At 38.1% G+C, this 24,645-nt stretch carries 21 protein-coding genes, 1 pseudogene and 1 other annotated feature; of the genes and pseudogenes, 16 read left to right on the top strand and 6 right to left on the bottom strand.

Annotated elements, in window-relative coordinates:
* Positions 1 to 79: 79 nt before the first annotated feature.
* Together KI356_RS10470 and KI356_RS10465 are read left to right on the top strand one after the other, a co-directional pair.
* Complete coding sequence (locus KI356_RS10470; protein ID WP_212935388.1) at positions 80 to 4,216, top strand: S8 family serine peptidase; 4,137 nt, start codon at positions 80 to 82, stop codon at positions 4,214 to 4,216.
* 217 nt (positions 4,217 to 4,433) lie between these two features.
* A complete protein-coding gene (locus KI356_RS10465) occupies positions 4,434 to 5,033 on the top strand; it encodes a TasA family protein (RefSeq protein WP_128282950.1) in 600 nt (199 codons plus the stop codon).
* Positions 5,034 to 5,186: 153 nt separating this feature from the next.
* On the opposite strand, the gene KI356_RS10460 is transcribed toward KI356_RS10465, so the two are convergent.
* From KI356_RS10460 to KI356_RS10450, 3 genes are all read right to left on the bottom strand, one after another.
* Positions 5,187 to 6,329 carry a glycosyltransferase family 4 protein gene (locus KI356_RS10460; protein WP_212935387.1) on the bottom strand — a complete coding sequence of 381 codons (1,143 nt, stop codon included), beginning with the start codon at positions 6,327 to 6,329 and terminating at the stop codon, positions 5,187 to 5,189.
* A 12-nt stretch (positions 6,330 to 6,341) separates the two neighbouring features.
* A complete protein-coding gene (locus tag KI356_RS10455; RefSeq protein WP_128282952.1) occupies positions 6,342 to 6,875 on the bottom strand; it encodes a phosphatase PAP2 family protein in 534 nt (177 codons plus the stop codon).
* Between the two features lie 145 nt (positions 6,876 to 7,020).
* Entirely contained in the window at positions 7,021 to 7,533 is a 513-nt protein-coding gene (locus KI356_RS10450) for a gamma carbonic anhydrase (RefSeq protein ID WP_212935386.1), read from the bottom strand.
* Between the two features lie 74 nt (positions 7,534 to 7,607).
* Here KI356_RS10450 and KI356_RS10445 point away from each other — a divergent pair, with 74 nt between their 5' ends.
* On the top strand, positions 7,608 to 8,411 hold the full coding sequence (locus KI356_RS10445) for an alpha/beta hydrolase (RefSeq protein ID WP_212935385.1): 804 nt from the start codon (positions 7,608 to 7,610) through the stop codon (positions 8,409 to 8,411).
* A gap of 37 nt (positions 8,412 to 8,448) precedes the next feature.
* The gene (gene tbcS, locus KI356_RS10440; protein ID WP_212935384.1) at positions 8,449 to 9,513 is read left to right on the top strand and encodes a tetraprenyl-beta-curcumene synthase; all 1,065 of its coding nucleotides are present in this window, start codon (positions 8,449 to 8,451) and stop codon (positions 9,511 to 9,513) included.
* A gap of 112 nt (positions 9,514 to 9,625) precedes the next feature.
* On the opposite strand, the gene KI356_RS10435 is transcribed toward tbcS, so the two are convergent.
* The 3 genes from KI356_RS10435 to mnmL form a co-directional block, all read right to left on the bottom strand.
* On the bottom strand, positions 9,626 to 10,927 hold the full coding sequence (locus KI356_RS10435; protein ID WP_212935383.1) for a PepSY-associated TM helix domain-containing protein: 1,302 nt from the start codon (positions 10,925 to 10,927) through the stop codon (positions 9,626 to 9,628).
* A gap of 175 nt (positions 10,928 to 11,102) precedes the next feature.
* Complete coding sequence (mnmM, locus tag KI356_RS10430) at positions 11,103 to 11,675, bottom strand: tRNA 5-(aminomethyl)-2-thiouridylate-methyltransferase MnmM (protein WP_128282958.1); 573 nt, start codon at positions 11,673 to 11,675, stop codon at positions 11,103 to 11,105.
* Positions 11,672 to 12,631, bottom strand: coding sequence for a tRNA modification radical SAM protein MnmL/YtqA (mnmL, locus tag KI356_RS10425; RefSeq protein ID WP_000868033.1), 960 nt, complete (start codon positions 12,629 to 12,631; stop codon positions 11,672 to 11,674). The genes mnmM and mnmL overlap by 4 nt, the downstream gene beginning before the upstream one ends.
* 111 nt (positions 12,632 to 12,742) lie before the next feature.
* Here mnmL and KI356_RS10420 point away from each other — a divergent pair, with 111 nt between their 5' ends.
* The 12 genes and pseudogenes from KI356_RS10420 to KI356_RS10365 all read left to right on the top strand — a co-directional run.
* Complete coding sequence (locus KI356_RS10420; RefSeq protein ID WP_000840869.1) at positions 12,743 to 13,006, top strand: YtzC family protein; 264 nt, start codon at positions 12,743 to 12,745, stop codon at positions 13,004 to 13,006.
* A gap of 15 nt (positions 13,007 to 13,021) precedes the next feature.
* On the top strand, positions 13,022 to 13,171 hold the full coding sequence (locus tag KI356_RS10415) for a hypothetical protein (RefSeq protein ID WP_001129344.1): 150 nt from the start codon (positions 13,022 to 13,024) through the stop codon (positions 13,169 to 13,171).
* Positions 13,172 to 13,433: 262 nt separating this feature from the next.
* Positions 13,434 to 14,456 (top strand): DUF418 domain-containing protein, encoded by a 1,023-nt coding sequence (locus KI356_RS10410; protein WP_128282959.1) that lies wholly within the window; start codon positions 13,434 to 13,436, stop codon positions 14,454 to 14,456.
* A gap of 246 nt (positions 14,457 to 14,702) precedes the next feature.
* On the top strand, positions 14,703 to 15,464 hold the full coding sequence (locus KI356_RS10405; protein ID WP_128282960.1) for an ABC transporter ATP-binding protein: 762 nt from the start codon (positions 14,703 to 14,705) through the stop codon (positions 15,462 to 15,464).
* 18 nt (positions 15,465 to 15,482) lie between these two features.
* Complete coding sequence (locus KI356_RS10400; RefSeq protein ID WP_212935382.1) at positions 15,483 to 17,342, top strand: FtsX-like permease family protein; 1,860 nt, start codon at positions 15,483 to 15,485, stop codon at positions 17,340 to 17,342.
* Positions 17,343 to 17,497: 155 nt separating this feature from the next.
* The gene (locus KI356_RS10395) at positions 17,498 to 17,686 is read left to right on the top strand and encodes a hypothetical protein (protein WP_002123196.1); all 189 of its coding nucleotides are present in this window, start codon (positions 17,498 to 17,500) and stop codon (positions 17,684 to 17,686) included.
* A 112-nt stretch (positions 17,687 to 17,798) separates the two neighbouring features.
* Complete coding sequence (locus KI356_RS10390; RefSeq protein WP_128282962.1) at positions 17,799 to 18,365, top strand: tyrosine-type recombinase/integrase; 567 nt, start codon at positions 17,799 to 17,801, stop codon at positions 18,363 to 18,365.
* A gap of 34 nt (positions 18,366 to 18,399) precedes the next feature.
* On the top strand, positions 18,400 to 18,897 hold the full coding sequence (locus KI356_RS10385) for a cation:proton antiporter regulatory subunit (protein ID WP_151626725.1): 498 nt from the start codon (positions 18,400 to 18,402) through the stop codon (positions 18,895 to 18,897).
* 3 nt (positions 18,898 to 18,900) lie between these two features.
* On the top strand, positions 18,901 to 20,124 hold the full coding sequence (locus tag KI356_RS10380; RefSeq protein WP_128282964.1) for a cation:proton antiporter: 1,224 nt from the start codon (positions 18,901 to 18,903) through the stop codon (positions 20,122 to 20,124).
* A gap of 188 nt (positions 20,125 to 20,312) precedes the next feature.
* Positions 20,313 to 21,506 (top strand): MDR family MFS transporter, encoded by a 1,194-nt coding sequence (locus tag KI356_RS10375; protein ID WP_212935381.1) that lies wholly within the window; start codon positions 20,313 to 20,315, stop codon positions 21,504 to 21,506.
* A gap of 52 nt (positions 21,507 to 21,558) precedes the next feature.
* Positions 21,559 to 21,776: a binding site (T-box leader), on the top strand.
* Positions 21,777 to 21,841: 65 nt separating this feature from the next.
* Positions 21,842 to 24,250, top strand: a complete 2,409-nt coding sequence (gene leuS, locus KI356_RS10370) for a leucine--tRNA ligase (RefSeq protein ID WP_212935380.1) — start codon at positions 21,842 to 21,844, stop codon at positions 24,248 to 24,250.
* A gap of 188 nt (positions 24,251 to 24,438) precedes the next feature.
* Positions 24,439 to 24,645: pseudogene (locus tag KI356_RS10365) on the top strand (VrrB protein); the annotation flags it as partial.

The following is a 24,645-nucleotide window of genomic DNA, read 5'->3' as shown; positions in this document are numbered from 1 at the left end:
GATTTTCAGAATGGCATCTTAGTTTACTAGCTTCACAGATTGTTTGTAAAACAATTATATGAGGAAAAGAGGATGAGCTATGAAGAGAAGAAAAAAAGGTAAGCTTCTTATAGGAACGTTAGCTGTAGGTATGCTATTGTCACAAGGTATTCCGTATAATGTATTGGCAGAAAGTCCGGTTGAACTGAATCCAGTTGATAATGTGGAGACAGTCCTAAAGAGCCTATCGGCAGATCAAAGAAAGGCTTTAGAGCAATTGGATGCAAATCCTAACTTCACGATTTCACCTGATATTGATACTAATAGTCATAAATTAGTTAACGTTATCGTGGAATTCAATCAAGCTCCAGCAAAAATTGAAGTGATGAAACAAGCGGCGAAAGGGAAGAAAATAGCTGCTACTACTGCGCAAGCAAAAGTGGATGAAGAACATAAAGTGTTCAAACAACATGTCGAATCTTTAAAATCGAAGAAGGATGCCGGCACGTACGATACGAAAAAAGTGGAAATCACACGCGAATATAAAAATGCGATCAACGGTGTAGCGATGACGTTACCTGGTGTGGCTGTGCAGGAATTGATCCAATCTGGAGTAGTAAAACGTGTCTTTAAAGATTACGAGGTAAAAGTGGAACCTCCGGTAGAAGCAAAAGAAACAATCGATCCGAAAATGGCGGACAGCATTCCGCAAATTGGTGTGGACAAGCTTCATGCAGAAAACATTACAGGTAAAGGGATTAAAGTCGGCGTTCTTGATACAGGTGTGGACTACAATCATCCTGACTTAAAAGGTGCCTATAAAGGCGGATATGATTTTATTGATAACGATGCAGATCCGATGGAAACAACATACGAGGATTGGATAAAAGCTGGTAAGCCAACAACCCCTGGCTATGTATATTACACAAACCACGGTACACATGTAGCGGGAACAATTGCAGCTCAAAAGAAAAACAATGCAGATTACGCTGTAAAAGGTGTGGCACCTGATGTAGATTTATATGCTTACAGAGTACTAGGACCATGGGGCGGAGGAAATACAGCGGGAATCCTTGCTGGGATGGATAAAGCAATTGCAGATGGTATGGATGTCATCAACATGTCGCTTGGTGCACAGACGAACGATCCGCTATATGCCACTTCTGTCGCAGTAAATAACGCCATGCTTTCAGGTGTGGTGACAGTTGTTGCCGCAGGTAACGCCGGACCGAACGAAAAAACGCTCGGTTCCCCGGGAACGGCAGCTCTTGGTATTTCAGTAGGGGCAAGTGATGCTGCCATGTCCATTCCTACATTCAATGCAAGTGCAGCGAGCGAAAAATTTGAAAATATGCAGTTATTAGGTAAAGATTTTCCTGATAAGTTAGAAGATCTTGGGGGACAATCGTTACCGATTGTATTTGCAGGACTTGGTAAGCAAGCTGATTTTACAGGGAAAGATTTAAACGGAAAAATTGCGCTGATTCAGCGCGGAGAAATTACGTTTGATGAAAAAATTAAAAATGCAAAAAATGCTGGAGCAAAAGCGGTTATCGTGTATAACAATGTCGACGGACAAATATCTGCCTACTTAGGTGAGGGGGTAGGTCTTATTCCATCTTTCCGTCTGTCAAAAGCGGATGGAGAACGGTTAAAGGCGCTAGGTGAAGTATCTTTCAAATTCGAAACGCTGAGCAATACAAAAACGGAAGGCGATCACTTAGCTGATTTCAGCTCACGCGGACCGGTAAACGGAAATTATGACATTAAGCCGGATGTAGTCGCTCCTGGCGTGTCGGTTTTCTCTACTGCACCAGAATATATCAATGATCCGCAGGATGGCATAAATTACGGCAATGCATATGTACGCTTGTCTGGTACTTCTATGGCTACTCCTCACGTGGCGGGTACAGCAGCATTGATCCTGCAGCAGCATCCAGAATACACTCCTTTCGATGTAAAAGCGGCTCTTATGAATACATCCGATGATTTGAATGGCCAAAATTCCGTATACGAAGTGGGCGCAGGGCGCATCGATGCGTATCAAGCTGTTCATACGGACACATCCATCAAAGTATTAGACAAAACAAAAAATATCGAGAACGGAAATGTTGTCGAAATTGACGAACAAACAGGCTCTATTATGTTTGGCAAACATTTTAAGCAAGGTGATAAGCCAATTGAAGCGAGCAAAAAAGTGACTGTTCAAAACAACGGCAAAGAAGAAAAATCCTTTAAAGTAGAAGTAGAGTATCACGGTGAGCGTACGGGCATTCAAGATGCAGTAAAGAACGGTATACAAGTCGAGGTGCCGGCAGCTCTTACAGTGGCAAGCGGACAATCACAGGAACTGCAGCCGAAAATTACGATTCCTTCTAGTGCAGCGAAAGGCAGATATGAAGGATATATTCATGTAACGAATGCGAACAATCCGGCCGAAACGTATCAAATTCCATTCGCTGTCATGGTGACAGAAAAGGGATTTGAATATGTAAAAACAAGTACACCATCCGTAACAAATACAACGCCTTTTTGGCAAGGTTTATACCCTTTTGTTCACGGATTAATGAAGTTGAATAGCCCGATGAAAACAATCGATGTGCTTGTTAAGGACAGTAAGACAGGGAAAGCTGTAGGTTTTGTAGGAACAGCGGACGCCAGCAGATTACTGACAGATGTAGAAACTTTTCTTATGAATGTATTCAGCGGTACTGTCTATCCATTTACACACGATCCTTCTAAGCCAATTGACGATCTTCCTGTGAAGCTTCCAGCAGGCGATTATATACTGGAATTGATTGCGCACGATGAGGAAGGGAAATCATATGTTGCAGATAATCCGCTTATCGTGGACAATACAGCACCGGAAGTGAACATGGATAAAAAACCGGGTGTAATTGAGGTTAATGACTCCATGTTTACGGAAGAAGATGGCCAGAAAGCAGTATGGGTGCATGGAACGGCTAAGGATGCGACAGTGGATGTATTGAAATCGAAAGGCTTAAACTATGACCAATCATCCAACAGCATGGCTTACTCTGCAAACTCTCCATTCATAAATGGGTACTTCCCGATCCAAGCGAATGGAGATGTAAAATTCGGTATTGAGGCAAGTGATATTGCAACAAAACCTCTAAATTTGACTTTGACTACATCTGATATCGCAACGGCAGTTGGTAAACAAAACTATGTCTTTGTAAAAGAAGGTACGGAATATACGACTTCTAGTTATGATAAGAAAGATGTAAAAGTCGGCGATACAGTTACGATGACACTTAGTCTCAATAATGTGAAGCAACTTGTATCCGGGGAATTCCAAGTGGAATTCATGAATGAGCTGTTCAAGTTTGAGAATGTGAAACTGAACAATGCGGTAAATCAGTATGCAGAGGAAAAAGGCTTGGAGGTATCGCTGCAAGAACCTGTTGTGACAGAAGGACCTCTCAAGAATAAGGTGAAAGTTGGCGCATCTATGAAAGGGAATGCATTTAGCGGTATGGACGGCGATATGCCTTTCCTTGATGTAACGCTCAAATTAGTAAGTGATGCATATTTCGATAATGCTACCAAATTTGATGTAAAGCAGGCGTCTTATATGAAAGCGGGGCAAACAGCTGCTACTGCCATTCCTTATGTCGATACGGAAAGCTTTAACATCATTCCAACGCATTCGAAAGTGCAGGGTTTTATCGGACCGGAAGCATTTTTGAAAAATGACGGTAGTTTGCCAAAAGGTGATTATTCAAAGATCGGTGCCCAAGTATATGCAATGTCTCCAAAAGGTAAAAAATATCAGGGAACAATTGATAGTAGAGGGGAATATACCATTAAGGGTATCCCAGCTTCTACTGAAGCACACACAGTTGTTTTCGATGTTCCGGGACATCTGAAAGCGATGAAGAAATTCATTCCTGGATATTCTGTAAACGGTGAGGTGCGCGGGCAATATGTTGGAGCACGTGCTAAAAATCTTGCAGGGGACGTGAATGGTGATAGATTGATTGACATTCGCGATATGCAAAGTGTAGTCGATGTATATGGTAAGAAAGATGTATCTATCTTGCCACAAGACATCAACCAAGACGGTGTCGTAGACGAGACAGATGTTCGCTTCATTGAGAAAAACTTCTTGCAAAAAGAAGTCGGTGTTCCAGAAGTGGTTAAGCCAAAAGAAACAATTGGTAAAAAAGGACTGGCAGATTTCTTACGTCAGATCGGTCTAGAACCGAAGAAATAAAGTGAAGGTGCCTTAGGGGCGACTGTTGATAAAAGAGGGCGAAATGTCATCTTCTGTAAATATTGACAGTCGCTCTTGAATAAAACAATAAGTTCTTTATTAAGAACTTATTATCTATCTAAAAGGCATCAAATAAGGAAACAATTCGTTTTTACCTCATATGGGCTTATCAGCTTTTGGGTGGTTTAAATATTATAAAAATAGGGGGATTATTAAAATGAGTCTTAAGAAAAAACTTGGTATGGGTGTTGCATCTGCAGCTCTTGGTTTATCTTTAATCGGAGGCGGAACGTTTGCGTACTTCAGTGATAAAGAAGTATCAGAAAACACGTTTGCGGCTGGTACGTTAGATTTGAGCATTGATCCACAAGTTATCATAGATGTTGACAAAATCAAACCAGGTGATCAAATAGAACGCGATTTCCACTTAATTAACAACGGTACTTTGAAAATTAAGGACGTTCATCTTCTTACTGATTACACTGTAACAGATGCAAAAGGTGATAATGGAAATGCTGATTTCGGTGATCATGTCAAAGTGGAGTTTTTATGGAACATAGACAAAAACACAGTTCCTGTATGGGAAACGACTTTGTCTGAATTGAAACAAGCTACTGCTGATGGCAACTTGCCTGATCTGGTAGAAAAAGGTGTCGTAAACTGGGAAGGAAACGGACTTGCTCCAGGCACGGATGACACTTTCTATGTGAAATTCATATTTGAAGATAATGGAGAAGATCAAAACGTATTCCAAGGAGATACATTGAAATTGAACTGGACGTTCGATGCGGCTCAGACAAAAGGGGAAGAAAAATAAGTTCGAATTTTATTCATTATATCTATGTACCAACTGAACCGCTAAATAAAAGTGCAAGATAAAGAGAGGTCATGCTACGAAGTATGACCTCTTTTCCTATATTTTTTAAAGTATAGGAGTTTCACTTACAAATTGATGATACATAAGCCGCGTTTAAGCTAGCATTTCCGCTTTTCGACTTTGAATCACATCATCATAATGCATGAGTAAATTACTAGAAATTTCATCCCAACTTTGTGTAGCAGCATAGGATCGAGCATCTAGGCTTATTTGTTTACGCATTTCTTCATTATTTAACAATTCATAAATAGATGATAAAAATGAGTCTTCATTTTTGGGTTCGCATAGAACTCCCGTTTTTCCATCTGTAATAATATTTTTAACCCCGCCACTATTCGCACCAATGACAGGTGTACCACATGCAAGTGATTCAAGTACGACATTCCCAAATGTTTCAGTAGTAGATGGAAATACCATTAGATCGGAGGAAGCGTAGGCTTCAGCTAAATCTTCACCTTGTAAATATCCAGTAAAAGTTACATTTGTTTTTGGAACATTTTCCTGCAGGCCTTTTGCGAGAGGACCATCTCCTGCGATGAGCCAATGAATATCGTCACGTTCTTTGTTCGTCGTTTGAATAAGTGTTTGAAGAGTGTCGATATCTTTTTCAGGAGCAAGGCGTCCAACATAGGAAAGGACATACTTCGCTGTAATATTATATTTTTTTCGGAATAGGCCTTTATTGTAAGTTGGATGAAAGAGAGTGCAATCTACACCACGTCCCCAAATATAAAGGGCCTGAAATCCTTTATTCTTTAATTGATGTAATGTTTCAGGAGAAGGAACAAAGTTTTTTTGCATATGACTATGAAACCACTTTAAATAGTTCCATAGCATATTGGAGAGAAATTCGATTTTGTAATAGCGTAAATAGGCGTCAAAATCAGTATGATAAGAACCGACAACCGGAATGTTTAACTTTTTTGCGTAATATAATCCACAAAGTCCCATATTGAAAGGGGTAGCGATGTGAATGATATCAGGTTTAAAGGCAAGAAGTTCCCGTTTAATACGCGGAGTAGGAAAAGAAAAGCGACATTCTGGATATAATATTGTTAGCGGGATACTTCTCATTTTGTTCACGTTTGCTACGAAATTATCTTCTGCCGTATGCTGAGGGGCGAAAACAGAATAGGCGATATTTTCTTTTTGAAAGTATTTAGTTAAACGTTCCAAAGTTTTCGCCACACCGTTCACTTGTGGTGTAAATGTATCGGTAAATATGGCGACTCTCATCATATCGCTCCTTTACATGAAAAGTGGAATGAATTGATAAAAAGAGATGATGCCAGAGCAAGTGCCGAGGCACATGCCTACAAATACATCTGACGGATAATGAAGCCCTAAATAAATACGGGAAATACCGACGCATAGCGCTAACGGTAATAGAAAAACAAGTAAGCTTGGATTATAGCAAATAAATGGAATGAGGACAGAGAAAACAGCCGTTGTATGACCAGACGGGAAAGAGTGGTCTTTTAATGGATAGACCGGATATTTCGCATCTTGAATTGTTAAATAAGGACGTTTTCGCGGGTACCATCTTTTTAATATTTGCACTGGAATATGGCTAATTGTTAAAGAAATAGCAGTTGCAATTGCAGCTTGATGCAAAGTCCCTTTTGCGAAAATTAAAAAGAAAAGTGCAAGTGCAATGGAGAAAGTAGCACCACCGATATGAGTAATGTTACGGAAAAAGATATTTAATGTTTTTTGATCAAAGTAGCGGTTAATTCCTTTAAAAATGTAACATTCTATTTTATATAATCCACTGACCTTCATGAGATTTTTTCCTCCCTCATTTACATATATATGGAGATATTAGCTTCTATTTTAATAAGATTTTGTTGAGGGAGTAATAATGTTTTGTAAAGAAAAAGTTAGATTTTTCATAAGAAAAGCTGCCAATCTTATGGCAGCAGGAAAATTACTTTTGTAATGATTTATAGTACTGACCTTTTTCAACGTATTGTGTGCGGATTCGCTCCATGTCTTTACGGTCCTCTTCAGTTAATTCACGAATGACCTTCGCGGGGCGACCGAATGCTAACGTATTCGGTGGAATTTTCTTACCTTGTGAAACGAGGCTTCCAGCACCGATGAAAGCTCCTTCACCAATTTCAGCGCCATCTAATATGATAGAGCCCATTCCAACTAAAGCATCTTTCTTAATGTGACAGCTATGTAAAATAACTTGATGCCCAACTGTAACATCATCTTCTAAAATAAGAGGATATTGTGGGCTTTGGTGAAGCGTACATTGATCTTGTACATTTACGCGATCTCCAATTATCGTTGGTGATACATCGCCACGGATGACTGTATTAAACCAAATACTTGATTCCTCGCCAATTGTCACATCACCTGTAATGGTAACGTAGTCAGCGATAAAAGCACTAATCGCAATTTTCGGTTTTTTTTCTTTATAAGGATATATCATGTAAAGCCTTCCTTTCCTAGAGACTAGTTTTAGTTTATCAAATTATGAAAAAGAGTGAAATGGAGGAGGTCCGTATGTGGAATTATGAAGCAGAGGAAGCGAAAGCTGTAGTCGTTATTGTGCACGGTGCTATGGAGTATCATGGACGTTACGAAGCAATCGCGGAAATGTGGAATCATATCGGCTACCACGTCGTGATGGGAGATCTGCCGTCACATGGAACTACTTCGAGAAATAGAGGACATATTGATTCATTTGATGAATACATAGAGGAAATAAAGTTATGGGTGAAAGAAGCAAGAAAGTACAGATTACCTATTTTTCTATTCGGTCATAGTATGGGCGGCCTTATCGTTATTCGTATGATGCAAGAAACGAAGAGAGAGGACATAGATGGGATTGTACTAAGCTCGCCATGTTTAGGTGTATTAGCTACACCTTCTGCTCCGCTTCTTGCTGCTTCAAAAATATTAAATGTCGTTGCTCCAAAATTGCAATTCGCCACGAATCTAACGGTAGAAATGTCAACTCGTAATCATGAAGTGAGAGATGCGATGGAGAATGATTCATTGTTCTTGCGCAAAGTATCAGTACGTTGGTATAGTGAATTGATCAAGTCTATTGAAATTGCTCATAAGAAAATAGACGATTTTCCAGATGTTCCACTCTTGCTAATGCAAGCATGTGAGGATAAACTTGTAGATAAAACACGTGTCCGTATGTGGTTTGATAATGTTAAAATAAGTGATAAGGCATATAAAGAATGGCCGAATTGTTATCATGAGTTATTAAATGAGTATGAGCGTGATGAAATTTTGAATTATATTCAGGCATTTACTGAAATACGCATCCATAACATAATAGAAACAAATAAGTAAATTATTTGTACATTGAATAGAGGAGATGAAGGAAGAAGTGAACGTACCGAGTAATCCCATAACGCTCATGGCGAAAGTATACCGTGATGTGTTTCCGGTTGTACACCATGAGCTAGCGATGTGGAAAGAGCGTGCCTACCATATTCCGAATGATGAGCTTCATAGTCAGGCAATCGCAAGTATTGAGAATAAAACGTTTCATTGCGAGGGCGGTGGCATTTTAGCGCTGTTAGCAAATGAGAACCGAGAGGAATGTATTCGTTTTATTGTAGCGTATCAAACGATTAGCGATTATTTAGATAATTTATGTGACCGCAGTACATCACTTGATCCAAAAGACTTTGCCGCTCTTCATGAGTCGATGATAATGGCATTAAGCCCTGAAGTTGAAGGGGGCGGTAATTATTATCGTTACCGTGATGATCAAGATGATGGTGGTTATTTAGATGAACTAGTTGAAACATGCCAAGATGTTTTAAAGAAAACGAAGCACTATGACAAAATTGCTCCTGTTCTTCATGAACTTGCTTGTTATTATTGTGATTTGCAAATTCATAAACATGTGAAGTTAGAAGAAAGAGAACCACGCTTAAAATCATGGTTTGAAGCGCATAAAGAAAACTTACCACCGATGAGTTGGTTTGAGTTTTCAGCATGTGCAGGTTCTACACTTGGAATCTTTTGCCTTGTAGCATATGCATTTCATGATGAATTACATGATGAGGATATTGAGAAAATTAGACAAGGGTATTTTCCTTACGTACAAGGACTTCACATTTTACTTGATTATTTCATTGATCAAGAAGAAGATCGTATAGGCGGAGATTTGAATTTCTGTAGTTATTATGAAAACGAGCAAGCTATATTAGATCGTATGAAACATTTTGTAGAAGAAGCAGAGAAGAGCATTGGTGATTTGCCTCATGCGAAGTTTCATCGTCTCATAAGCCGAGGATTACTTGGTATTTATTTATCAGACCAAAAAGTATCAGCACAAAAGAATATGCACAAAATGGCACGGCGCATTGTAAAATACGGAGGGCTCACTTCACGATTCTTCTACTGGAACGGGAAGATGTACCGGAAGAAAATGGCGCAGTGATGAAGAAAACCACTCATATAGAGTGGTTTTCTTTTTATCCCGCTATTTGTGGGAGTCTTACTGCCCGTAAAAGCCCGATTGGTGTGGGCTAATAATCAGTGGGGGTAGTTGACTATGATCGTATTTTTGAAAATACGTATATGAGAAGCTCAATCGCAAAAATAACTAAAACAGATAGCCCGAATAATGGCATGACAGCTCCTAATATAACCATCATGATAAAGAAAATGAATGTGCTTTTCTTATCTCTTTGCTTTGGAGGTGCTGCTAACTTTCCTTTCGGTTTTCTTGCTAACCACATTTTAACTCCGAAATAAATGAGAAGTAATAAAGATAACGTCGTTAGTAAGCATAATATTTTATTTGGCCATCCGAATAAATGTCCTTCGTGAAGCGGGATACCGTAAGTGAACCATTGTGCAAATAATCCATAATCACGATAGTCTGTTTTTGAAATAAGTTCTCCGCTATATTGATCAAAGTAAGCAGTAATTTCTTCATTCGGTGCCACGTGCATACCAGTAATACCAGAACCGCTCGATTTTGAAACAGTGAATACACCTTTTGGATTAGCCGGTAGTGAAATAACATATGGCTTCTTTATTTCAATCCCTTTTTGTAACTCATCAATTGAAATTGCTTTTGGCTCATTGGAGTTAGATTCAGGAGGAGCTTCCTTTCTTGTTGCCCATGGCAACTCTTTTACCTTTGATTCAGGAGGTGCCATATACAATTTTGGATATCCGAGTGATTCATTTGAAGTTGCAATTTTATAAATTTGGTTCCCCATAAATCCTGACCACGGCAATCCAGTTGCGACTAGCAGAACGAGAGGAATTGTAAATATAATACCGATAATAGAATGACGTCGTTTTGCTTTTTCTCGCTTATTGGAGGACGGTGTGTTTGTAAATTGGCGTATACTCATATACAATCCAGTCACAATTAAAAAGATTGTCCAGCACGCCGCAAGTTCTACAATATAGTTGACGACAGTGCCACCAACTAAAAGAGAACTATGTAATTCCCGCATTATATTAGCAAACGTTTCATCTGCATTTTGATCGCCAACAATTTGGTTATTGCTGTCTAAATAAACATATTTCTGTGTTCCTGTATATTCATTTGCGATTGTAAGCCTCGTATTATAATCTCCATTAAACTCACTAATTTTCGCCACACTATAATGTGGATATTTTTTCTCTGTTAATGAAATAGACTCAGACATCGAAATAGATTCTGTTTGGGCGCTCTTCCCAAAATATAAATCTTTATAGATGAAATCCTCAACTTCTTCCCGAAATAAATATCCAATTCCGCTCAGTGACAAAGTAATAAGAAGCGGCGTAATAAAAAGCCCAGCATAAAAATGCCAACGCCAAAAAATGTAATGAAGCGAACGATTTTGTTTCATACTTCAGTTCCCCTAACCTTCCCTATATGAATAAGCTACTTATTTAATATAGCGAGATTAAGTGTGATTAATTTGAAAGAATTGTGAAAAAAGTTAAAAGTTTTGGGGAGAATAAGAAAAAGACGTGCAGTGAATGCACGTCTTTTTTGTTATGTTTTGTCGATAAGTCGATATATTATCGCTTCTCAATCGCCACAATAAACGGCGGGTTATTTTGCTGGTTAATGAAGCCGTATCGCAAAACGTGAGCTTGTTTTTGGTCTAGTTCTTCTGCAAATTTGAGCACAGCGTCGCGTTCTACTTGTCCTTCTGGGTGTCCGTGATAAATGACAAGGACGATGATACCTTCAGGTGCCATTACTTCTAATAATTGTTCAATCGCCGAGATTGTTGAGTTCGGTTTTGTAACGATATGCTTGTCACCACCAGGAAGATAACCTAAGTTGAAGATTGCTCCTGTTACTTTTCCCTTTGCATCTTTAGGTAATACGGATACAAGTGTATCGTGACTATCGTGAACTAAAACAGTACGTTCGAAAAGTTCTTTTTCTTTTAGGCGGATAGTAGAACTTTCAATTGCTTCTTTTTGAATATCGAATCCAAATACTTTTCCGTTATCTCCAACGATTTCAGCTAGGAAGCAAGTATCATGACCATTTCCAAGTGTTGCATCTACAGCGTAATCGCCTTCTTTAACAGCCGTTTGCAGCAGCGAGCGAGCAAACGGTAATACACGTTCTAATTTCATTTTTGTTTCTCCTCATTTGCATATTTTCCTTGCCAGCTTCCGCGGCGTACAAATTCTGCATCGATGGAATTTAATACTTCCCATTTATTTAAGCTCCACATTGGGCCGATCATTAAATCAGGTGGACCGTCACCTGTGATACGGTGCACAATTACGTCTTCTGGAATAATCTCAAGTTGGTCAACAACGAGACTTACGTAATCTTCAAGGGATAGGAATTCTAATTGTCCTTTTTCATATTGCTTCACCATTGGCGTTCCTTTTAATAAATGAAGTAAATGAATTTTAATTCCTTGTACGTCAAGCTTTGCTACTTCACGAGCTGTTTCCATCATCATGTCGTAATCTTCAAGTGGAAGACCGTTAATAATATGAGAGCAAACTCTAATGCCGTGCTTGCGTAATTTATTTACACCTTCTACATATGATGGATAATCGTGAGCGCGATTAATAAGATTTGCAGTACGTTCATGAACAGTTTGTAGTCCGAGTTCAACCCAAAGGTACGTGCGTTTATTTAAGTCCGCTAAATATTCAACAACATCATCTGGTAAGCAATCTGGACGAGTTGCGATAGAAAGACCGACAACGTCTTTTTCTGCTAGAAGCGGTTCGAATTTCTCTTTTAACACTTCAAGTGGTGCATGTGTATTTGTGTACGCCTGGAAATAAGCGATACATTTTCCGTCTTTCCACTTTGAGCGCATTTTTTCTTTCATTTCATGGTATTGCGTTATAACATCATCGCGGCGATCGCCAGCGAAGTCACCAGATCCAGCAGCACTACAAAATGTGCAGCCGCCGTAAGCAACAGTACCGTCACGGTTCGGACAATCAAAGCCAGCATCTAATGAAACTTTAAAGATTTTTTCACCAAATTCATTTCGTAAGTGGTAATTCCATGTATGATAACGTTTATTGTCGTTTGTATATGGAAAAGGATTTTGAACCTTCATTACTTTCCCTCCTAAGACGAGTCAAAATGAAACAAAATCCATTATAACATACTCATAAGGTTGAGATGGAAGGGACACACTAAAGGGGAATTGAAGCAAGGAGGGACAATTATGGCAGAGCGTCAATCACTTGAATCGTATATTACACAAGCGGAACAAGCGGTGGAATATGCGAAAGAACAATTAGATCAAGGTATGAGACAAGAGCATTACAATACGATGGAGTATTCGGATGCTCAGTTGCAGTTAGAACAAGCATATAACGATTTACAAACGATGCAACAACATGCGAATGATGAACAACGTGAGCAGTTAAATAGAGCACGTATGGCAATTCGCCAATTGCAACATCAAATGATTATTACACCACACTAATAAGGAGTGAATGTAATGGCGAAACGTTCAGATCAAAATAATCCAGAGCAAAAAACACAAAATGGACATAACGCTGAGTTTTCGAATGAGCTTGATCCGGTTGTTCAAGTGAAACAGCGTAACAGTAAAAAGGGACAACCTCAAAAATCGAAGCAATCAGAGTAGACCAGGTCGCAATATGACCTGGTTTTATTATATTACAATAATGTAAGGTTTCTGTAAGGTTTACCGATAGTTATAAGCCTACTTCTCCAGTAGAGTAAGGGAGGATTAAATTTTATCCCGCATTAACGGGCAGTAAAACTCTCATCTCAAAATTCGGTTGGAGATCAACTGCCCGTAAATGCCCGATTGGTTCAACTAATAATCAGTGGGGGATGAACACCCCCCACTGATTATAGTTTCACTTTATACAAGGAGTTGCTTTATGGGGAACAATGTTACAAACAAACGAATTGATGAGTTAGATTACATTCGTGGCTTCGCACTACTGGGGATTATTTTAGTAAATATTCTCGCACTACTTAATATTAAAATTCCAGATCCTAATACAGTGGATGCAAGTTATCAAAGGTTTCTATACTTATTTGTAGAAGGTCGTTTCTTCTCAATCTTCTCATTCTTATTTGGAGTGGGATTCTATATCTTTATCTCTAGAGCGATTGCAAAAGGGAAAAATGGATATGTTTTATTTTTACGCCGTGTAGTTGCGCTATTTATTTTTGGCTACATTCATCAAATGTTTCAACCTGGAGAAGCGTTAACGCTATATGCAATTTACGGGTTAATCGTTTTACCGTTTTATAAAGCGAAAAAAGAAGTGAACTTAGTAATCGGTCTTATTTTGACAATTACCTTTAGTGTACTTGCTGCGAAAGAATTTCTGCCGCTAAGTTTAATTTTATTAGGGCTTGCTGCAGGGCAGTATAAAGTATTTGAAAATCTTTCAGCGAAAATAAAGCAAGTAGCTATTTTTACAGGCATTATGTTTGTTTTAAGTGTTGTAGCTTTATGGTATCAATATGGGCACGTCCCTGCTGCTCCATTTGTAAATATGATACTTGAGAATGAGGATGGGACAATGGATGCTGCAAGCCAATTCTTAAAAATTGGTATTACAGTTGGAACAATTATTTCAGCTTTCTATGTTGGAGCATTAATTTTACTACTTCAATTAAAACCAGTTCAAACATTGCTAGCACCACTGAAGTACTATGGTCGTATGGCTTTAACGAATTATATTGGACAAACTGCAATGATTTTAATTGCAGGCAGTGTATTTAACTTTGCAGGAAACTTAACGTACATGCAGACGTTATATGTATGTATCGCAATCTATGCAATTCAAATTATGTTTAGTGTTCTTTGGATGAAAATCTTTAAAATGGGTCCACTAGAATGGATTTGGCGTGTTATTACGTATTGGACGGTAACACCTTTGAAGAAATAAAGATAGAGATGGGCTGTTCCACTTGTGGAACAGTCTATTTTTTTGTCAGCTTTTTGCGGTAAATTGCTAATGAAATTTTATCTATTAATGAAGAAAATGAATTTATTTTAAAAGGAAAAAGCCAAGCTTACACACTCACCTTTTTTATATTACAAAAGTGTAAGGTAAATGTAATGTTAACAAATAGCAGTTCTCTTCCAAAAAGCGCAAAATAGGTAATGGAAAAACAAGCGTAGGAGGATATATATGACGAAACCAGTTGTAGACGTGAAAAACGTCCAAAAAGTGTACGGTAAAAAAGGTGAGAACCAATCACACGCGTTAAAAGGTGTTTCATTCTCAATTCAAGAGGGTGAGTTTGTAGGAATTATGGGACCATCTGGTTCTGGTAAAACGACATTATTAAATGTAATTTCAACGCTTGATAAAGCAACGGGCGGCGTTGTTGAAATTGCAGGTACGGATATTACGAAAATGAAACAAGGTGAGCTTTCTGATTTCCGTTCACAAAAATTAGGATTCATCTTCCAAGATTTTAACTTGTTAGAAAACCTGTCTATTTATGAAAACATCGCACTTCCACTATCTCTTCAAGGTGTTCCATCACGTAATATTGGACCGAAAGTCGAGAAAGTAGCGGGTATGTTAGGAATTACAGAAATACTTCAAAAGTATCCATCTGAAGTATCTGGTGGACAAAAGCAACGTTCAGCAGCAGCGCGCGCTTTAGTGCATGAGCCAGCAATTATTTTAGGGGACGAGCCAACAGGAGCGCTTGATTCTAAAAATGCAGCGAGCTTACTTGATGCGATGACAAACTTAAATCAAGATCAAGGCGTATCTATTATGATGGTTACACATGATCCGTATAGTGCAAGCTACTGTCAGCGTATTTTATTCATTCAAGATGGTGAGCTATATAAAGAAATTCACCGAGGCGGTACACGTGAAGAGTTCTATAAAGAAATTTTAGATGTACTTGCAGATTTAGGTACACAAAAAGCATAAGAAAGGAGGTTCTAGTACATGTTATTCAAACTTTCCATGTCAGGGCTAAAGAGTAAGCTAAAAGATTATATCGTCTTACTTGTCGGCCTTGTCATGTCTATCTCAATTTTTTATATGTTTCAAACGTTAGCGCTGAATAAAGCGTTTATCGAATCTAACTCAGTTATTCAATCAATTGGATTCGTATTCCAAGCAGGTTCATTTTTACTAGCAATCATAACCTTCTTCTATATTTTATATGCGAACTCTTTCTTATTATCTCTTCGTCAAAAAGAGTTTGGTATGTATATGATGTTAGGAGCAAAAAAGCATAAAGTTACATTACTTATGTTTATTGAAACGATTGTATTAGGTGCTGCGTCTCTTGTAATCGGAATTGCAGTTGGTGTAGGACTTGCCGGGGGTATTGGGCAATTATTAATGAAGCAGCTTGAATTTGCTGGTGAAGGTTATAAAGCATTGTATCTGCCATCTATGGCTGTTACTTGCATCTTCTTCTTTGCACTATTTGTATTATCAGCAATTATGAATAGTATTAAATTATCTCGTATTTCTGTATTACAACTTGTACATGCAGATGCGCAAACAGAGCGTGTTGCGGTAAAAGGGAAAATGACAGGTGTAGTTGCATTCCTTGCGGTTATTTTATTAGGTATTGGCTATGCATCAATGATTTACATGGAAAAACTAAGAGAAATGGGAATCCTTATTGCATTAATTACAACAACAGCTGGTACTTACATGCTATTTGGATCGCTTCTTCCGGTTATTATTAAAAAGTTAAAGAGTAATAAAAAACGTAGTGAAAAAGGGCTTAACGCTTTTACTTTTGCACAATTAAACTTCCGTATTAATAGTTTAACGAAAGTGCTTGCGACAGTAGCAATGTTAGTTGCTCTTGGAGCTGGTGCAATTTCAGGTGGTATGGCGTTTAAAAATAACGTTATAAAAATGGTCGATGGTTTAGTAATATATGATTCAGTTGTTCATAATCCTACAGCTGAAGAAAAGAAAATTTTAGATGGTATTCCATTTAAAGAGAAAAATGAATATCGTTACAAAGTCGATGATAAATACGTTTACTATGTAAAAGAGGATTTAGAGAAAAATCGTCCTTTAGTAAGAGATATGGCAAATATGAAATCGATGAAGGATTTAGTGAACACGAAGAAAGTTTCAGCGGACCTGCCAGTAGGTGCAGTTTCTAGAGAAATGAATGAAAAAGATGCGAATGCTAAAGCACTTCCAGAAGAATGGGACGAGGCTTTCAGAACAATCCAGCCATTCTACGTACATGAAGATCATGCAATTAAAATTGTAGATCAAAAAATGTACGATACGGTAAATGGTAAAGAAGGAATCGTATTTACTGGAAAAACAGATGATTTTGAAGCACACACAAAAGAATGGAAAAAACTTGACGAGTTGCAACTAGATAAATATAAAAATATACAAGCTGAAAGATTAGATAGTAAATATCAAGCTTACGACATGTTCTACGGTGTTGCGAGTGGAACAGTGTTTATGGGCTTCTTCCTTGGAATTGCTTTCTTAGCGATGATGGCAAGTTGCTTAATGTTTAAAATTCTGTCTGGTGCATCAAAAGATATTACGCGTTATCAAATGCTTCGTAAAATCGGTGTGCGCCGTGAATTATTAACAAAATCTATTTATAAAGAGTTATTTTTAGTATTCCTATTCCCGGCAATTGTGGGTATTGCTCACGTATTAGTTGGTATGAATATTTTCGGTTTCATTTTAGTTGATCCGTATTTCCGTATTTGGTTACCGATTGTTATCTTCGTAGTCATTTATGCGATTTATTACTTCATTACAGTTCAATTGTATAAGGGAATTGTTCTTCCGAAAGAGGACTAAGAATAAAAATACCGAGCAGAGGGTGCTCGGTATTTTTATTTATTTTCAGAAAAATAACAAAATTATTGATATGTTACTTAATTGTATTCTATAATGTAAATAAGTAACATAAGCTGAAAGTGTAAAGAGGCGGGAAAAGAAAGGAGGAATCCAACTTGCAGAAGGAAGATGGATCTTTATTTGAAGTTATAGGCATAGCGCTAAGGTCAAAAGAAGTTTTACTATTTTCATCTTTATCCCTCGTTATTTTTCTAACCGCAACGTATTTTTACAATAGTAAGTTTCCAAATCATAAATATCCAGAATTTTTAGGTGTATTAAAGTATATCGCTCCAATTGTCTAGCGTAAAAAATTTAAAAGGAAATGGATAATACATGGAATTCCCATAGCATGATAAGGTAAAATGGACAACATGATGAGAAAATTACCGTTCATAAGATGAGGAGAATACATGTATGGAAGTTGTAGAGGCATTAAAAGATATAAACCAAATTGAGGCTATGAAAAAATATTTAAAAGAGCATTCACAGCGAGATTATCTTTTATTTGTTATTGGAATTAACACAGGTTTAAAAATTACTGAACTACTGAGTATTAAATTTGAAGATGTATTAAATGAAGATGGAACTGCTAAAGAGTTTTATTCTCTTCCTGTGAAAGATGAAAAGTTTAAACAAGATATTTATTTAAATACAAAAGTAAAAGAAGCGCTTTTAGAGTACGTACAATCTATTGACGTTAAAAGAGAAAACTACGTATTTCAATCCAATAAAACGACAAATTCAATTACGCGTCAACAAGCTTATCGTGTAATTCATAACGCTGCGGAAGCAGTTGGAGTTCTTGGAAAGATTGGAACGAACTCAATGAGAAAAACATTTGGGTTTCACGCGTACAAAAGAGGAATAGCAATCGCACTACTGCAAAAACATTTTCATCACGCAACTCCATCAGAGACGCTCAAGTATTTAGGCATTTCAAAAGATGAAAAGTTTAAAACGGAGATTGATGTAGATTTATAAAAGCCGTAACTAAAAACTTTAGGAGGCGGAAAATATGAATATTAGAGAAAGTGAACTTCCGGGTATTGGTTGTAAGTTTGAAGTAGTTACAAAAGGTAATGAAAAAATGGTTATCGTTATTCATGATGATGGAAGAAGAGAAATGTATCATTTCGATGCTGATCATGATGAGAGTATTTCAAGCATTTCTCTTCGCGATTCTGAAGCAAGACAAATTGCTGCTATATTAGGCGGGATGGTATATAGACCACAAGCTTTAGACACGATTGAGATGGCTTTTGAAGGATTATCAATTGAATGGTTTAAAGTAGAAAATAACGCACCAGTTGTGCAAAAAACAATTGGTAGTTTAAGTGTTCGAAAAACATATAACGTAACGATTATTGCTATTTTGAAAAAGAATATGAAGAAATTTTTCAATCCAGGTCCAGATTCTATCATTGAAGCTGGCGATATGCTCGTATTATCGGGTGAAAGACATGAAGTGAAGAGAATTATTAATGAGTTGCTTTCAGCGGGAGGTGACTCATAATCGATGGATACTTTAGTCTTTGAAGTTGGAACTGCGTTAGTATTAGTAGCTTTTGCAGCTATCCTCGCTGCAAAGTTAAAGTTTTCGATTATTCCGTTTCTCATTATACTCGGTATGCTAGTGGGGCCTCATGCCCCAGATTTAGGGCTTATCGATTTACGGTTTATTGAAAGCGGAGAAGTTATTTCCTTCCTCGGCCGTGTTGGCGTCATATTCCTCCTATTCTACTTAGGCTTAGAATTCTCAATAAAAAAATTAATTAAATCAGGAAAGTCGATTGCTTTTGGGGGTAGTGTTCATATATCGCTTAATTTCATATTAGGTTTACTTTATGGATATATAATGGGCTTTCCCTTACTAGAAACATTAATTATTGCTGGAATCATAACAATTTCATCGAGTGCAATTGTTGCGAAAGTAATTGTTGATTTAAGAAGATCTGGTAATAAAGAGACGGAGCTAATTTTAGGAATCATTATGTTTGATGATATCTTTTTAGCAGTATATTTATCAGTCGTTTCAGGATTAGTACTCGGAGGGGCAACGTCATTTGTAGGTGCTCTTACATCTATTTTAATCGCAGTAGGGTATATGTTACTATTCTTTGTAGTCGCTAGAAAAGCTACACGGTTTTTAAATAAAATATTAGATATTTCGTCCAATGAAATTTTTATTATCGTAATATTCGCTATTTTGTTCTTTGTAGCAGGATTTTCAGAAACGATTCATGTTGCGGAGGCGATTGGAGCATTATTATTAGGGCTCGTCTTTTCTGAAACAGAGCATAGTGATCGAATTGAACAGCTCGTTGTTCCGTTTCGTGATTTCTTTGGAGCTATATTCTTCTTCAGCTTCGGTTTAAGTATAGATCCATTTTCGCTTGGAGGAGCAGTGTGGTTGGCATTAGGAGCAGTTTTCATTACTCTTATCGGTAATTTTACCGCCGGAATGGTTGCTGGACGTAAAGCTGGGTTATCGCATAAGGCTTCTACGAATATCGGTTTAACACTTGTGTCGCGCGGGGAATTTTCCATTATCGTTGCGAATATTGGAATTGCGGGCGGCTTAATGGCAACGATTAAACCATTCTCAGCTCTATACGTTTTAATATTGGCATCGTTAGGTCCTTTATTAACGAAAGAGTCTGGGAGAATATATTCCTTACTAGACAAAATATTTAAATGGAGTGCTAAAGAAAGTGCAAAAAGTAAAAAGGAAGTCGGGTAACCCTATAAGGGAACGATTCCATTATTTATAGATTAAAATGTTACAAAGACGATTAGAATACATTCTAATCGTCTTTGTGCTATTATCTGAATTTCATCAACTATTAATCAGTTGCCTTCCTATTTAAAAACGACTACAATTTTACTGTTATATATATGAACGAAAAAAAGAGAATAGGAGGGGAGACTATGCCAAGGAAAGTATGGCTATTAGTAGCTGGGATGATTATTAATGTCACGGGTGCTTCTTTTTTATGGCCTTTTAATACAATTTACTTACATGATAGTTTAGGGAAATCATTATCAGTGGCTGGAATGGTATTAATGATCAACTCGCTTACTGGTGTAATTGGAAACTTGCTCGGCGGTGTTTTATTTGATAAATGGGGCGGTTATAAATCAATTTTAGTAGGGATTGTCATTACACTTGTATCGATTTTAGGTCTTGTGTTCTTCCACGGTTGGCCGTTATATGTTGTATGGCTAGCATTAATCGGCTTCGGTTCTGGAATGGTCTTTCCATCGATGTATGCGATGGTTGGTACGGTTTGGCCGGAGGGCGGAAGACGAGCATTTAATGCAATGTACGTTGGACAAAATGTCGGTATTGCTATTGGGACAGCGTGCGGTGGTTTAGTTGCTTCATATCGTTTTGATTATATTTTCTTAGCGAACTTTATTTTATACTTTATATTCTTTTTAATTGCTTTTATTGGCTTCCGCGGTATGGAAGACAAAAAGGAACAAGGGGTACAAAAAGAAGTCGAAACGAAAAAAGGGTGGTCACTTACACCTGGATTCAAAGCACTTCTTATCGTGTGCGTAGCATATGCTTTATGCTGGGTTACATACGTACAGTGGCAAGGGGCGATTGCAACACATATGCAGGAATTAAATATTAGCCTTCGTCACTATAGTTTATTATGGACGATAAACGGAGCGATGATTGTTTGTGCGCAGCCATTAGTTAGTATGCTAATTCGCTGGATGAAGCGTTCTTTAAAACAACAAATTATGATCGGAATCATCATTTTTGCAGCTTCATTCATTGTGTTAAGCCAAGCGCAGCAATTTACAATGTTTCTTGTTGCGATGGTGACATTAACAATTGGTGAGTTATTCGTATGGCCGGCAGTTCCGACCATTGCAAATATACTTGCGCCAAAAGATAAACTAGGGTTTTATCAAGGGGTTGTAAATAGCGCAGCGACTGTAGGGAAAATGTTCGGACCTGTCGTTGGCGGAGCAATTGTTGATTTATACAACATGGAAGTATTGTTCATAGCGATCATGGTAATGCTTGTAGTAGCGCTTGTAGCAGCGAGTATTTACGATAAACGAGTTAAAGTAGAAGAAACAGTTGAAGAAAAAATTGCAGTTTAGTTTGACGGAACATGCAACATGTTTTAGAATATATTTAAATTAACTCATATTTGTAATAACAGTGAGAAGGAGTAGTAGTAATAGAAGCTGGTTTAGAGAGTTGACGGTCGGTGCAAGTCAATCCACGTTTCGTTATGAACTCGCCTTTGAGTTGCAGTTGCGAACATTTAGTAGCAATTGCCGTTAATCCACGTTACGGATCTAAGCGAATGTATATAATACATTAATTTAGGGTGGTACCGCGGGAATCTATAACCTCTCGTCCCTTTCTAGGGATGAGAGGTTTTTTGTATTTTAGGCGGTGAAAATAAATAGAATTTCAAGGAGGTTATCTCATGAGCTTTAATCATCAAGAAATTGAGAAGAAGTGGCAAGGGTATTGGGAAGAGAATAAAACATTCCGTACACCAGATGAGACAGAAAAACCAAAATTTTATGCACTAGATATGTTCCCATATCCATCAGGTGCGGGCTTACACGTAGGTCATCCAGAAGGTTATACAGCGACAGATATTTTATCTCGTATGAAGCGTATGCAAGGATACAACGTTCTTCATCCAATGGGATGGGATGCGTTCGGTCTTCCAGCAGAGCAATATGCACTTGATACTGGAAACAGCCCGGCTGAATTTACAGAGCTTAATATTAATACGTTCCGTAATCAAATTAAAGCATTAGGCTTCTCTTATGATTGGGATCGTGAAGTAAATACAACAGATCCAAACTACTACAAGTGGACACAATGGATCTTCCTGAAACTATTTGAAAAAGGTTTAGCTTACGTTGATGAAGTACCTGTAAACTGGTGTCCAGCACTTGGTACAGTACTTGCGAATGAAGAAATAATTGACGGTAAGAGTGAGCGCGGTGGGCATCCAGTTGAACGTCGTCCGATGAGACAGTGGATGTTAAAAATTACAGCTTACGGAGATCGTCTATTAGCAGATCTAGATGAACTTGATTGGCCAGAAAGCTTAAAAGATATGCAGCGTAACTGGATCGGACGTTCTGAAGGTGCAGAAGTACACTTCAATATCGATGGTACAGAAGAGAAATTCACAGTTTTCACAACGCGTCCTGATACATTATTTGGCGCAACATACTGTGTACTTGCTCCAGAGCATGCGCTTGTTGCAGAAATTACAACTGCAGAGCAAAAAGAAGCGGTAGAAGCTTACATTAACTCTGTAAAAATGAAGAGTGACCTAGAGCGTACAGAACTTGCAAAAGAAAAAACTGGTGTATTCACTGGTGCTTACGCAGTTAACCCAGTAAATGGTGAGAAATTACCAATCTGGATCGCTGATTACGTTCTTGCAACTTACGGAACAGGTGCTGTAATGGCAGTTCCAGCTCACGATGAGCGTGACTATGAATTCGCATCAGTATTCAATCTTCCAATGAAGGAAGTTGTTGAGGGCGGAGATATTACGAAAGAAGTGTACACAGGTGATGGTGCACACGTAAACTCAGCATTCCTTGATGGATTAAATAAAGAAGAAGCAATCGCAAAAATGATTGAATGGCTTGAAGTAACAAGTGCAGGCAATCAAAAAGTAACATACCGTCTACGTGACTGGTTATTTAGCCGCCAACGCTACTGGGGTGAGCCAATTCCAGTAATCCATTGGGAAGATGGCACAATGACAGCTGTGAAAGAAGAAGAATTACCATTAGTTCTTCCGAAAACAGAAAACATTCGTCCTTCAGGTACAGGTGAATCACCACTAGCTAACATTGAAGAGTGGGTAAATGTTGTTGATCCTGAAACTGGTAAAAAAGGTCGTCGTGAGACAAACACAATGCCACAATGGGCAGGTAGCTGCTGGTACTACCTACGCTACATGGATCCAAACAACAGTGAAGCACTTGTAGATCCTGAAAAAGTAAAACAATGGCTTCCAGTTGATATTTATATCGGGGGAGCAGAGCATGCTGTACTTCACTTACTATATGCTCGTTTCTGGCATAAAGTATTATATGATATCGGTGTAGTTCCAACGAAAGAGCCGTTCCAACAATTATTTAACCAAGGTATGATTCTAGGTGAAAACAACGAGAAAATGAGTAAATCAAAAGGTAACGTTGTAAACCCTGATGATATCGTAGCGAGCCATGGTGCAGATACACTTCGTCTATACGAAATGTTCATGGGACCATTAGATGCTTCAATTGCTTGGTCTGAAAATGGTCTTGACGGAGCTCGTCGTTTCCTAGACCGCGTATGGCGTCTATTCATTCAAGATAACGGTGAATTAAGTGAGAAAATTACTGATGCACCAAACAAAGAGCTTGAAAAAGCTTACCACCAAACAGTGAAGAAAGTAACAGAAGACTATGCAGAGCTTCGCTTCAACACAGCGATTTCTCAAATGATGGTATTCATCAACGATGCGTACAAAGCTGAAACACTTCCGAAAGAATATGTAGAAGGTTTCGTAAAAATGATTGCACCAGTTGCACCTCACATCGGGGAAGAACTATGGAGCAAGCTTGGAAACACTGAAACAATTTCATATGCAAGCTGGCCAATATTTGATGAGTCGAAACTTGTAGAAGATGAAGTTGAAATCGTTGTTCAAATTATGGGCAAAGTTCGTGCAAAATTAACAATGAGTAAAGACGCATCAAAAGAAGAAATGGAACAACTTGCACTTGAAGCAATTCAAGAACAAATCGAAGGAAAAACAGTTCGTAAAGTAATTGTCGTTCCTGGCAAACTTGTTAACGTTGTTGCAAACTAATTAATTATTAATAAAAGCTCAGAGCGTTTATGCTCTGAGCTTTTTTATGTGAAAAATAAGTTCTGGATCACCTTCATCAATGAAGAACGAAGAAATAAGTGCGGAATTCCCATATAGACAAACACCTATTCTGCTATAGAAAATATGATAAACAAGGTAGGCTAAATTGAGAAGAAGAGGTGAAAGGAATGAAAGGGATGGACAATAATGCACCACATGGCTTCTTCGGGGGCGGATCGGATAGTTATGGACAAATGATGTTCATGGGAGGAGATGGACAACACGGGTATGGTGGAATCCCAAGTTGGATGGGAGGAGCACCTGGAGGAATTCCAACATCAGTAGCTGGAGCACAAACAGGGATTCCGACATTGGTAGGAGGAGCACAAGGAGGA

The organism is Bacillus hominis (assembly GCF_018332515.1).
In the GTDB taxonomy this organism is placed as follows: Bacteria; Bacillota; Bacilli; order Bacillales; family Bacillaceae_G; genus Bacillus_A; species Bacillus_A hominis.
The sequence above is the reverse complement of the archived record's forward strand: the minus strand, read 5'-3'. Positions and strand labels throughout refer to the sequence as shown.